Annotated in this window: 10 protein-coding genes; all 10 read left to right on the top strand. The window is 62.0% G+C overall.

Annotated elements, in window-relative coordinates; translation table 11 throughout:
* Positions 1 to 173: 173 nt before the first annotated feature.
* Positions 174 to 1,757 carry a type VI secretion system protein TssA gene (tssA, locus tag FHK92_RS23405; protein ID WP_181290207.1) on the top strand — a complete coding sequence of 528 codons (1,584 nt, stop codon included), beginning with the start codon at positions 174 to 176 and terminating at the stop codon, positions 1,755 to 1,757.
* Between the two features lie 22 nt (positions 1,758 to 1,779).
* Positions 1,780 to 3,552, top strand: coding sequence for a type VI secretion system baseplate subunit TssF (gene tssF / locus FHK92_RS23400; RefSeq protein ID WP_181290206.1), 1,773 nt, complete (start codon positions 1,780 to 1,782; stop codon positions 3,550 to 3,552).
* Complete coding sequence (gene tssG, locus FHK92_RS23395) at positions 3,516 to 4,613, top strand: type VI secretion system baseplate subunit TssG (RefSeq protein WP_181290205.1); 1,098 nt, start codon at positions 3,516 to 3,518, stop codon at positions 4,611 to 4,613. Before tssF ends, tssG begins: the two co-directional genes overlap by 37 nt.
* Positions 4,594 to 5,130, top strand: a complete 537-nt coding sequence (gene tssJ, locus FHK92_RS23390) for a type VI secretion system lipoprotein TssJ (RefSeq protein WP_181290204.1) — start codon at positions 4,594 to 4,596, stop codon at positions 5,128 to 5,130. Before tssG ends, tssJ begins: the two co-directional genes overlap by 20 nt.
* A gap of 3 nt (positions 5,131 to 5,133) precedes the next feature.
* Complete coding sequence (gene tssE, locus FHK92_RS23385; RefSeq protein WP_181290203.1) at positions 5,134 to 5,601, top strand: type VI secretion system baseplate subunit TssE; 468 nt, start codon at positions 5,134 to 5,136, stop codon at positions 5,599 to 5,601.
* Entirely contained in the window at positions 5,598 to 6,722 is a 1,125-nt protein-coding gene (locus FHK92_RS23380; RefSeq protein ID WP_181290202.1) for an OmpA family protein, read from the top strand. Before tssE ends, FHK92_RS23380 begins: the two co-directional genes overlap by 4 nt.
* A gap of 162 nt (positions 6,723 to 6,884) precedes the next feature.
* Entirely contained in the window at positions 6,885 to 8,600 is a 1,716-nt protein-coding gene (locus tag FHK92_RS23375; protein WP_181290201.1) for a type I secretion system permease/ATPase, read from the top strand.
* A gap of 7 nt (positions 8,601 to 8,607) precedes the next feature.
* Positions 8,608 to 9,939, top strand: a complete 1,332-nt coding sequence (locus tag FHK92_RS23370) for an HlyD family type I secretion periplasmic adaptor subunit (RefSeq protein ID WP_181290200.1) — start codon at positions 8,608 to 8,610, stop codon at positions 9,937 to 9,939.
* A 1-nt stretch (position 9,940) separates the two neighbouring features.
* Positions 9,941 to 11,278: a TolC family protein gene (locus FHK92_RS23365; RefSeq protein WP_181290199.1), complete on the top strand. Its 1,338-nt coding sequence runs from the start codon at positions 9,941 to 9,943 to the stop codon at positions 11,276 to 11,278.
* A gap of 108 nt (positions 11,279 to 11,386) precedes the next feature.
* Positions 11,387 to 13,076, top strand: a 1,690-nt coding sequence (locus tag FHK92_RS27900) for a M10 family metallopeptidase (protein WP_258232724.1), incomplete at its 3' end; no start/stop codon positions are given.

Here is a 13,076-nt window from a genome sequence, read left to right as displayed (position 1 = left end):
TACCGCATGGAGCTCAAGGCCCCCGATGGCCTGGGCCTGACCTGGCACCTGCGCACCGAACTCGATGCCGGGCCGATGACGCTGCTGAAGTTGCGCGGGTTCAAGTTGCCGGGGCGGATATTCCTCGCTGACGGCGGGGCAGAGGCGTCCCATGCGCGCAAAGAGGTTTTCGAATGAGCCTGCAAAGCTTGATCACCCGTTGCCTCGGAAAGCGCGACGCGGTGGCCGTTGCCCGTGAACAGGCCGCACGTTGGCAGCCCTGGCTGCAACCGATCAGCGAGGCGTCACCCGTCGGCGACGACCCTGGCTATGACGATGACTTCCAGCGCATGCGCGAAGAGGTCGACAAGTTGTCCGGTGCCGATGCCGAGCGAGTAGCCCAGTTGGCCGAGAAGCTGTTGACCCGGACCTGCAAGGATCTGCGCGTGGTCACCTATTACGTGTGGGCGCGTTTGCACCGGGACGGTGAGGCGGGGCTGGCCGACGGTCTGTGCCTGCTGGCGGCTTTGGTGGAGCGGTTCGCTGACAGCATACTGCCGGCGCGCGCCACCAGTCGCAAGGTGGCGCTGCAATGGCTGGCCGGCGCCAAGGTGCTGGACACCCTGTCGCTGTACCCGGAGGTGGTCAAGGCCGAGGCCGAGCGCACTGCCGCAGCGTTGGCCTGGCTTGAGCAGGGGCTGGAGGCTTGGCCGGAAGATCAACGTCCTTGCCTTGGCGCGCTACATGCCGCGCTGTCTGCCCGCCTGGCTCAATCCGGCGGTGTGGAGGCGGTGGTTCCGCAGAATGCCAGCCAGGAATCGAATGCCCAGGCCGGTGCGCCGACGGTCAGCTCGATAAAGTCCGGTCGGGATCTGTTGGACCACGGCCGGGCCTTGGCCGGTTATTTGCGCGATCAACCCCACGGCTGGCTGGCAGGCCATCGACTGATGAAAAGCCTGCGCTGGGACACGGTGCATCAGGCGCCGCCCGAGGATGCCGGCGGCAATACCCGGCTGACGCCGCCGAGGGCTGATTATCGGGCACAGCTCAAGCGTTTGTACCTGCAGCAGGCTTGGCGCCAGTTGCTCGATCAGGTGGAGCGGATCTATGCCGAGGGCGTGAACCATTTCTGGTTGGATTTGCAGTGGTACGTCTATCAAGCCTTGGGTCGACAACCCGCGCCACAGGACGGCTGGGCCGATGTCATCCAGCGTGACCTGGGCATGTTCGTCGAGCGGTTGCCGGGAGTGGAACTGCTGCGCTGGAGCGACGGTACGCCCTTCGCCGATGAGACCACCCGTGAATGGATCGCCCAGCACACCAGCGCCAATCGTCCTGGGCAATGGCTACCGGCTCCATCGTCGACGCATGGCATCGGCGATGCCGACGTCTTGTCGTGGGAGGGCGAAGCCTTGGCGCAGGCCGACAGGGAAGGGGTCGAGCCCGCACTGGCCTGGCTGGCGGCGCGCCCGGATATTCATGACGGGCGGCAACGTTGGCTGCTGCGTCTACTCATGGCACGGGTCGCCGAACAGTTTGGCAAGACCGATCTGGCCATCCACCTGCTCGGGGAGCTGGATGTTGCCGTCCAACACCACGACCTGCGCGTGTGGGAGCCCGAACTGTATTTCGAGGTCAAGGCCCGACTGCTCAAGCTGCTGCGCCTGAAAGCCCAACGCAATGACACCGACAAACCCGCCCTGGCTCGACGCATGGACGCCTTGCTGGCGGCGCTCGTAGCCATCGATCCGGTACGCGCCGCAGTGCTGTGCGGCTGACTCTCATTGATCAGGATTCTTTATGGACATGGACAATCTGACACTGCGCTATTTCGACGCCGAAATGCGCTACCTGCGCGAGGCGGGCAAGGAATTTGCCGAGGCGTTCCCGGATCGGGCGGCGCACCTCAACCTGGACAAGCCGGGGGCACAGGATCCCTATGTGGAACGACTCTTCGAGGGCTTTGCGTTCCTGATGGGCCGCCTGCGGGAAAAGCTCGACGATGATCTGCCGGAACTGACCGAAGGTCTGGTGAGCCTGTTGTGGCCGCATTATCTGCGGACCATTCCGTCGCTGTCGATCATCGAGATGGCGCCCGATCTCGCGCAGATAAAACGCAGCGAACGGATCGCCCGAGGGTTCGAGATCCTCTCGCAGCCCATCGGGCCGCAGCGCACCTGCTGCCGCTATACCACCACGCAAGACGTGACGTTGCAGCCGCTGGCGTTGGCGTCGGTGGCGCGTGACCACGAACCGGATGGTCGCTCGCTGCTGCGCTTGCGCTTTGCCCGCAGCAAATCCGTCCCTTGGACGGAGATCGATCTGAGTCGCCTGCCGTTGTACTTGAATGCCGATGCGCCGCTGGCCAGCGCGCTGCACCAAGCCCTGACCTTGAACCGGCAGGCGATGTACGTGCGCGTGGCAGGGGAACCTGGCCGCACGCCCGTTGACGGCTACTTCGCGGCCAAGGGCTTTGCCGACGAGGATCGGCTGTGGCCCAAGGGCGACAGTGCGTTCAGTGGTTACCAGTTGCTGCTGGAATATTTCACCTTCCGTGAAAAATTCATGTTCGTCACCCTTTGCGGCTTGGATCAACTGGTGATTGAACCCAGTGCGCCCTGGTTCGACCTCGAATTGGTACTGCGTGAACCCTGGCCTCATGCTTTTGACCTGAGCGCCGAACACATCCGCCTGCACGCCGTGCCGGTGATCAACCTGTTTGTGCTGGAAGCTGACCCGCTTGAACTGGACCCTTTGCAAACCGATTACCTGCTGCGGCCGATGCGCTTGCAGGACGGCCATCTGGAAATCTATTCGGTGGACGAAGTCACCGCATCAAAAGAGGAACAACGCCTGGACTACGTGCCGTTTAGCAGCTTTCGCCACAAGGGCGGCATGCTGCGTGACGAGGCCCCTGAACGTTATTTCCACACCCGCTTGAAGCGCGCCGCCAATGGCTTGCACGACACCTGGTTGATCCTCGGTGGCGAAGGCTTCGACGAGGATCGGCTGCTGCGGCCCGATAAACGCCTGTCGCTGCGCCTGACCGGTACCCACGGCCAACTGCCGCGCAAAGCGTTGCAGAGCACGGTGCTCGACACGGCGGTGCAGCTCACCCAGTTCGGCCTGCGTGTGCGCAACCTGTGTGCCCCGACCTTGCCGTGCTATCCGCCAAATCGCGACCGTTTCCATTGGCGCATCCTCAGCCACCTGGGCTCGAATTTTCTGCCGATGCTCGACAGTGCCGAGGTTTTGCGCGGGACATTGGCGCTATACGACTGGACGGGCAGCGAGCTGAACCGGCGTCGGTTGGCCGCGATCGTCGAAGTGAGTCATCACCTGGTCCAGCGCTTCGAAAAGGGCTTCCTGCTGCGCGGGGTGGATATCGAAATCACCCTGGACGCCAACGGATTCGCGGGGGAGGGCGACATCAGTCTGTTCGGCGAAATGCTCAACCGCTTCTTTGCGCTCTACGCGGACGTCCATCTGTACACCCAGCTCACGCTGGTCCTTCAACCTACTGGAGCGTGCCTGCGATGGAGCGAGAACCACAGCCAGCGTATTCCCGGTTGAACACCGGCGATTTGCTGAACACATTGCAGGAGCGGGTGGCCGAGGCCAGCCTGTACCGTTTTTGCCAGTTGCTGGAACAAGCGTCGCCTGGAAATCCTCTGCTGGGCAGCACTGCGCGTCCGAAGGACGACCCGGTGCGTTTTCGGCCCGATCCCGGCATGGGCTTCCCGGCTGGCGAGCTGAAAGCGATCGAGCTCGATCGGGAGAATCCCGGGCGCCCGGCGACGGTGCGCACCCGTGTGCTGGGGTTGTACGGTGTCGACTCGCCAATGCCGACGGCGTTCCTCGATGACATCGCCCAACGCCGGGAAGGGCATGAGGCGCTGGAAGCATTCCTCGACATTTTCAACCACCGGATCTTTACCCAGTTCTACCGCATCTGGCGCAAGTATTCCTACCCGGCCACTTTCGCAGCAGGCGGCACCGATGCGACGTCGCAATGCCTGCTGGGCCTGATCGGGCTGGGCATCCCCGGGAGCACGCGACGCGTCGCGACGCCCATTTCGCGTTTCCTTGCGCTGCTCAGCGTCATGCGCCTGCCAACCCGCAACGCCGAAGGCATAGAGGCGCTGGTCAAGCTACTGGCGAGCAAGACCCAGGCGCGGATCAGCCCGCACTGGCCGCAGAACATTCTCTTGGCGCATCCGGCCAGCCTTTGCCCGTCCCGTCTGGTGCCACTGTCCGAAGGCACGCCGCTGGGCAGTGTCGGGCGGGACGTCAATAGCCAGTTGCTCTTGATGCTCACCACCGAAGACGCGAAGGAGGCCAGCGACTGGTTGCCCGGCGGAACGCTGCACAGCGACCTGCTGGTGCTGCTGCGGGTGTACCTGGGATGGCGTTGCAGCGCGACGCTGCAATTGACGGTTGCGGTGAGCAGCCTGCCGGCCCCGGTCCTGGGCAATCCCCAGATTCGATTGGGCATGACCGGTGTGCTGGGTTTGGGGACCGACACCTGGCGGGCGAAAGAACACGAAACCCTCACGATCAATCTGGGCCGTTATCAAGGCCTCTCGATCCATTCTCGGAACAGGGAAACACAGCATGTCTCGTACGCTTTTTAATTTATCGATACTGGCAGTGATCGCCACCGCGCTGAGCGGGTGTGGATTGACCCAGACCGTCACGCAAGGCACTGCGTCAGCCGCTGAGACGATTTTCCATAAGCAAGTGAAAACCCTGCATCTGGACTTCAACGCGCGCACGGCGCTCAACACCGACGTTGCGGACATGAATGCGCTGTCGTTGCCAACCCTGGTGCGCGTATACCAATTGCGCGACAGCAAAGCGCTGGATCGGGCGACTTACGAGGGGCTGGTGAGTGGTGACGAGGGGCAGCTCGACGGCGCGTTGCTGGACAAGCGAGCCGTGGTGGTGAAACCCGGAGCAGGAGCGCAGTTGAGCGTGCCGATGGACCCGCAGGCGCGGGTGGTCGCCCTGGTCGGCTTGTTTCGCAGCCCTGATGCCCAAGCGAATACCTGGCGCCTGATGCTGACGCGCGACGACTTGGACCCGGATCGGGCACGGCTCATCGAGATGGGGGACAACCAACTGACCTTGCGTCCCTTGGCGAAGGAATAAGCCATGACCGAGCCCAACCCCTCGCTCTACGAAATGTTGTTGCAGAACTTCGACGGAGAACTGGATTTGCATCGCGTCAGCGAGCAGGACCAGCACACCCTGTCGGTCCTGGACAACCTCCAACGCATCCTCAATTGCCGGGCGGGCGCGCTCAGTCATTTGCCGGACTACGGACTGCCCGATATGGGTACGGTTCTGCAAGGGTTGCCGGCAACGGCCCATACTTTGATGAAGACCATGACCGACACCTTGCTCAAATACGAACCACGGCTCGCAGCGCTTACTATCGAGCTGCTGCCGCAGTTGCTGCCGGGGCATCTGGAATGTGCGCTCGACGTGCAGTTGAAGGGCGGGCGGCGGGTGAGTTTCGGAACCACCGTGGGGCCTGAAGGAAGAGTCCTTGTGCGCCACCTGACGCGGCAGAACTACTTTTCGGCGCCTGGAATGGATCACCCAAGGGGAGGACGATGAGCGCGTTGTTCGAGGTGCATGTTCGACTCGGCGGCGATCCGCGCGGCTATGCTGAGTTCGTCGCCCTGCGCGGTGAATTGGCGAAGCTGGGTCATAGCGCCTGTCCCGATGTGGATTGGCAGAAAGTGGAGCAGTTGTGCCTCGTGCTGCTGCAATTGAACGGGGCAGAACTGCAAACCGTTAGCTTCTATGCGCTGGCCCGGGGGCAGCGTCACGGTTTGGATGGCATGGTCGAAGGCATGAGACTGCTCAAGACCCTCTGTGATCAATGGCCCAGTCTCTGGCCGGCGTCGGTACCCGTTCGCCTGGATATGCTCGGGTGGTTGTTTGCCCAACTGCAAACGCTGCTACGCAGCTTGGCGCTGACAACCAATGACCTGCATGCATTGCTTGAATTGGATAATGCGCTGGCCGGCCTGATTGCTCGGTTGACGTGTCAGATGCCCGCGCCGTTGACCACACTGCAAGCCTTGCAGCTGCAGGTCCGTCACCTTGTCCAGCGCTTGGAACGGAGCGACTTCGGCACCGAAACGGCATTACTCCCCCTCAGGGTGGCGGAACCGGCATTGATGATGCCGATCGTGCTCGTGCCGCCGCCCGATGCGACAAGCGGCAAACGACGATTATGGCCGTGGCCGTGGCTGTGCACCGCGGCGCTGTCGCTTGCCGTCGCCGCTGGCGTTGCCGGGTGGTGGAAGGGCGTGCAGACCGAGGTCGCCTGGCCCGATCCGGTGCGCCTGGACAGCCTGTCGCTGTTCGACGCCGGCAGCGCGGAGCTCAAGCCTGGCTCGACCCCCATCCTGGTCAAGGCACTGGTCGACATCAAGGCCCAGCCAGGCTGGTTGATCATCATTGCCGGACATACCGATGCCACAGGTTCATCCGAGCAGAATCAGCAGCTCTCCCACGCCCGCGCCTCCGCGGTGCGCGACTGGATGCAGAGCGTGGGCAGCATTCCCGCCGATTGTCTTGCCGTGCAGGGCTTCGCCGCCAATCAACCCATCGCTGGAAACGATACCGAGGCCGGGCGAATCGCCAATCGACGTGTCGACATCCGCCGGGTGCCGCAAGCGGGAGCTTGTGAGCTTCCGGCGAACCGCCGGCCAGAGAGGCTCCTTTGAAATTTCTCCTTAAGAACCGCACGGACGTGCCGATACAGCGCGGTAGATCCGATTGTGCGGGCACTGCAGTGGTGTCCAAGAAAAGATATTCCAGGCGTCCGCGCGCCTGTGCCCTTTTGATTTTTCCAGGTTTGACCCTAATCGGACCTCAGGGAATGAACCATGCCAGCCCACTCCAGGACCGAGTTGGAAGATGCCCTTGCCGCATGCAAAGGCAGCTTTCTTTCCGTTGCCTTCTTCAGTTTTTTCATCAACCTGCTGATGCTGGTTCCCTCGTTCTACATGCTGCAGGTCTATGACCGGGCGGTCGCCAGCGCCAGCCTGTCGACCTTGTTGATGTTGACGCTGATCATGTTGCTCCTGTTGACCACGATGGGCGGGCTGGAGTGGGTGCGGTCGCGGATCATGGTGCGGATCAGCACGCGCCTGGACACGTTGCTGGGCCAGCGCCTGTTCGACGCGAGTTTCAAGCAGGCGCTTACAAGCTGCGGCATGAACGCTACGGCCCAGCCCTTGAGCGATTTGAACGCTCTGCGCCAGTTCCTGACCGGCAACGGCCTCTTTGCGTTTTTCGACACGCCCTGGATTCCGATCTACCTGGCCGTCATGTTCATGTTCCATCCCTGGTACGGCTGGATGGGGCTGCTGAGCGCTGTGCTGTTGGGCACGCTGGCCTACGTCAACGAAAAACTCACCCAGGCACCGCTGCATGCGGCCAACCGCGAGCAGATGGCGGCGACCGCGTTCACCAACAAGAGCTTGCGCAACGCCGAGGTGGTGGAATCCATGGGCATGCTTGCCAGCTTGCGTCAGCGCTGGAGCGAGCAGACCCACGCCGTTCTTTCCCTGCAGAGCCTCGCCAGTGACCGTGCCACGACCGTAGCGACTGTCTCCAAGACGTTCCGCCAGGTCGTCCAGTCGCTGGTGCTGGGCTTGGGTGCGTACCTCACGATCAATCACGAGATTTCCTCTGGGCTGATGATCGCCGGCTCCATTCTGCTGGGGCGAGCCCTGGCGCCCATCGATCAATTGATCGGCGTCTGGAAAGGCTTCCTGGGCGCACGTTCGCAATATGCGAGGCTGCACCAATTGCTGGGAACGATCGCCGCCGAACCTGAGCGCATGTCTTTGCCGGCGCCCGAGGGCGCGATCCGAGTGGAAGGCCTTAGCGTTGGCTCGCCCAACCAGCGCAAACCGATTATCCGTGGCCTGACGTTCGAGGTGCCGGCGGGTTCGGTGGTGGGCATCATTGGGCCCAGCGGCGCGGGCAAGTCGACGCTGGCCAGGGCATTGCTCGGCATCTGGCCAAGCCTGGCGGGCACGGTACGCCTGGACGGTGCGGACATCAGCCAGTGGCGGCGGGACGAACTAGGCCCCTACGTCGGTTACCTGCCGCAGGACATCGAGTTGTTCGAAGGCACCATCAGCCAGAACATTTCACGCTTCGGTCCGGTGAACGCACCAGCCGTGGTCGCCGCCGCGCGCATGGCCGGTGTACATGAGCTGGTCCTGCAACTGCCTGATGGCTACGACACGGTGATCGGGGCCAATGGCGGTGGGTTGTCCGGCGGCCAGCGCCAACGCATTGGCCTGGCTCGCGCGCTGTACGGAGAACCGCGCCTGGTGTTGCTCGATGAGCCGAACTCCAACCTGGACGATGCGGGCGAAAAGATGCTCGCCGAGGCACTGCAAAAGCTCAGGCAGAGCCGCGCCACTGTGTTTGTCATTACGCATCGGTCCGGGGTGTTGGCGCAGGTCGACAAACTGCTGGTCCTCAACCAGGGCGAGCTGAGCCTGTTCGGGCCGCGCGATAAGGTCCTGGCGCGACTGCAGGCTGCCACGCCCGCGGCGCACCAGACCGCCGCCATTGAATCGTAGGAAGCGGATGAGCCATTCGATGCAACAGATCAAGCCATCATCCGCCCCTGTCACCGGGTTTTCCATTGACGACAAACCGATACGGCGCATCGGCTATCTCATGCTGCTGGTGACATTCGGCCTGTTTGGCGGTTGGGCCACCCTGGCACCGCTTGACAGCGCGGCACTGGCGCCGGGCGTGGTCACCGTCAAGAGCTACCGCAAGACCGTGCAGCATCTGGAAGGCGGCATCGTGCGCGAGTTGCGCGTACATGACGGCGACCTGGTGAAGGCCGGCGATGTGCTGTTGGTGCTCGACAACACCCAGGCGCGCTCTGAAATGGAAGCGATGCGCAGCCAGTTGATCGCAGCGCTCGAACTCGAAGCCCGACTGGTGGCCGAGCGTGATGGCTTGCCCGAGCCGCTGGCCGTGCCCGCCCTGGACCTCGCTGATGCTCGCGTACGCGAGGCGCGCGACAGCGAAGCACGGATCTTCCAGACCCGACGGACCTCCTTGCTCGGGGAAATCGCCTTGCAGGAGAAGTCGATCGGGCAAATCGAGGAACAGATTCGTGGCTATAGGGCTATCGTCGCCAGCAAGCAGATGCTCGCGGCTTCCTATCAAGAGGAGATCGTCGACTTACGCGCGTTGTTGTCCGAAGGCTACGTGGACAAGCAGCGTTTGCGCGAGCAGGAGCGCAGCCTGGCCCGGCTGCAGGCCGAAATTGCGGAAAGCCAGTCTGCCAGCGCGCGGGCCAGGGTCCAGGCCGACGAAGCGCAGTTGAAGATCTTGCAGCTGAAAAAGACCTTTGCCAGTGAAGTCGCGGGTTTGCTGGGTGATGCCCGGACCAAGGTCTACGAACTGCGCGAGCGGTTGGCCACCCTGCAGGATCGCGATCAGCGCACCGATATCCTCGCGCCGGAATCCGGAAAGGTCATGGGCTTGACCGTGCATACCCTGGGCGCGGTGGTCAGCCCCGGGACGGCGCTGCTCGACATTGTCCCGGCCAACGAGGAGCTGATCGTCGAGGCCCAGGTTTCACCAATGGACATTGACCGCATAGCGCCGGGCAAACTGGCTGGCATCCGCTTCAGTGCGTTCAAAAGCAGTACCACGCCGGTCATCGAGGGCCAGTTGGTACAGGTATCTGCCGATCGCCTGGTCAACAAGGACACCGCAACCCCGTATTACCTGGCACGCGTGGCCTTGACCGATAAGGGGAGGCAGGCATTGGGCGGTCTTACCTTGGTGCCCGGAATGCCCGTCGAGGTGTTGATCAATACGGGGTCGCGGACGTTGCTGGAATACCTGATGCAGCCTGCCAGCAATGCATTTGCCCGTTCGTTGATCGAGGATTGACATGAAATCTCTGGTCGCGCTGTGGCTGGTCGCCCTGTCGTTTGGCGCCCTGGCGGACAATGGGCTGACGTCTTCCTATGTCGATCTCTGGCAGTTGCATCAAGAGGCGCAGGGCGCCGACCCGCGCGTCCTGCGGGCGCAGGCCCTGACTCGCAGTGGCGAAGGCAACGAGCGTGCGGCCTTCGGTCAACTGTTGCCACAGCTCAATGCCAGCGGCAGCGTCAACCGCAGCCGGCGGGACGACGAGCTGAGCCGCATCCAGTACAACGGCAAGCGCATGGCGGTGATGCTCAACCAGGTCATCTACGACCCGCAGGTCTGGCGCAGTTATCAGCGATACGTGGAGCTGGCGCGCCAGAGCGAGTATGAGTCCGACGACACGCGGGTGCAGGCCAGCATTGACCTGTCCGAGCGCTATTTCGCCGTGCTTGCCGCCGAGGACGAATTGGCCCTGGTGCGCAGCGAACTGGACGCGACCGAGCGCAATCTCAAGCGCGTTAATGCCTTGTACACGCGGCAGATGGCAATGGTGACCGACACGCTGGACGTTGAGGCGCGCGTGGATGCGCTCAAGGCTGACGAAATCGAAGCCGTCAACAAGGTCGAGGTCAGCCGCGAAGCTATTTCCGAACTGGTGGGGCGCGAGGTTCGCGAGCCATTCAAGCGCATCGCTGAGAGTCCGGCGTTCAGTCTGCCGGCACAAGCGCAGGATTATTGGGTGCAGACTGCGCTGGACAGCAACCCGGCGCTGCACGCTCGGGAACACAGCATCCGCGCCGCCGACGCGGCCATCGGAGAAGCCAAGGCCGGCCATCTGCCCAAGCTGGGCCTGAACTTGATGGCGCAACGCAGCGACATCGGCTACGAAGGTGCGCTGGCGCCTCGCTCGGACAACCTCGTCGCGTCCCTGGACTTGCAGATGCCGCTCTACAGCGGCGGCACCACCCGCGCCCGAGTGTCCAGTTCAGAAAGCGACAAAGAGGCCGCGCAGCAAGAACTCGAGGCGTTGCGGCGCCAAGTCATCAAGGAGACTCGCACGGCCTATCTGGGCATGACCGCCGAGCTAAGCCGTATCAAGGCGACGCATCGTGCGCTGGAATCGGCCGAGAAGTCGCGACTCGCCACCGAGAAGGCCTTTTCCTATGGCGTCAAGAATGCCGTGGACGTGCTCGATAGCATCAAGGAAGAGTTTCGCGCGCGGCGTGATTTCTATCAGTCCCAGTACCGCTTTGTGACCAGCCTGCTTGTCCTGCATCGCTGGAGCGGCAGGTTGGGGGAGGGCGACATACGCAAGGCCAACGAGTGGCTGGCGACCCCCGCTGCATCGGATATACGGTAGAAAAAAATGATGGCCAAGTAATATTATTGGCGCCATTTTTCAGGCAATATTAACGACTTGTAGCGGCCGCACCCGGGAAGGGCCGCAGATTGCTCATAGGAAGCTTGTATGCCCAGTCCATTCGGATATTCCTCAATTTCGTCTGCCACGCTGACTGCCAACACGCAGGTCAACAGCTTGCTGTACGGTACGTATTGGACCGGTAGCGCGACGACCGGCACGTCGTTGACGTACAGCTTCATGACAATGAAGTCGATCTTCCCCTGGATCTATAGCAGCGAGAACGAATACGAATCCGGCTACGTCCTCACCTCTGCGCAACAAAACAGCATCACCAGCGCGCTTGGGGCGTGGAGTTCTGTCTCCAATGTCAGGTTCACGAAGGTCAGCGAAACCACAACCAACGTGGGGGACCTGCGATTTGGCGGCTATGGGGACATGCCCGATAGCTACGCTGCCTGGGGATATTTCCCTTCCCGGAGCCCGAGTGGCGGCGATGTGTGGATCGGTCCGGTCACTAACGACCCGGCTCCCGTCAAGGGCACTTACGATTACATGACGTTCATGCATGAGATTGGCCATGCGCTGGGTCTCAAGCACCCGTTCTCGCCAAGTGCTACGAACAGCACCGTGTTGTCTGCTCAGTTCGACGATGTTCGTTACACGATCATGAGCTACAACAACAACTATTCGTATGAGCCCACCACACCGATGTTGCTGGATATCGCCGCCATCCAAAGCCTTTATGGGGCGAACAAACAGTGGCTGGTGGGCAACAACACCTATAGCTGGGCGGCCAATCAATCGGTTTTCGAGACGATCTGGGATGCCGGTGGTATTGATACCATCGATGCGAGCAACCAGTTGCAAGCCGTGCGTATCAACCTGAACGAAGGTGAGTTCAGCAAGATCGGCAAGACCTTCCAGAACCTCAGCACCCAGACCGATTTCAATGAAGGGTTGGCGATCGCCTACGGTGCCAAAATTGAAAACGCAATCGGCTCGGTCAACGACGACACGTTGATCGGCAACGCGCTGGCGAATGTGCTCAATGGTGGCGCCGGCAAAGACGTGATGATCGGCGGGGCGGGCAACGATACCTATGTTGTCGATGACATCAACGACGTCGTTCAGGAAACCGGCGCGCTGGATAGCGGTATCGATATTGTCCTGGCGTCCAGCAATTACGTGCTCAGTGCCAACGTCGAAACGTTGACCTTGACCGGCGCTCGCAATATCAACGGCACCGGAAACGCGCTGAACAACCGCATCACGGGCAACGCTGGCGTCAACGTCCTGGACGGAGGCCTCGGTATCGACACGTTGATCGGCGGCACGGGCAATGACACCTACGTGGTCGACAACCTCAAGGATGTGATCAGCGAAACCAGCACCTTGGCTGGGGAAATCGACAGCGTACGGGCCTCGGTCAACTGGGTGCTGGGTGCCAATCTGGAAAATCTTACGCTCACCGGTAGCGCCGACCTCAACGGCAGCGGCAACGCGTTGAACAACGTGCTGACCGGTAACGCGGGCAATAACCTGCTGGATGGCCTCGCCGGGCGCGATACGTTAGTAGGTGGCGCGGGTAACGACACGTATGTCCTCGACAATGCGGGTGACAACGTCGTAGAGCTGGCGGGCGAAGGCATCGATCTGGTCCGGACAGCGGTCAGCCATACCTTGTCGGCTAACGTCGAGAATGCGATGTTGCTCGGCGTCGCCGCGCTCAACCTCACCGGCAACACCTCGGACAACGTGCTGATCGGCAACGCCGCCGCCAATGTGCTCAACGGCT

The organism is Pseudomonas brassicacearum subsp. neoaurantiaca, assembly GCF_013608025.1.
Taxonomy (GTDB): domain Bacteria; phylum Pseudomonadota; class Gammaproteobacteria; order Pseudomonadales; family Pseudomonadaceae; genus Aquipseudomonas.
Note: the sequence above shows the minus strand (reverse complement) of the source record. Positions and strands in the feature narration are given on the sequence as shown.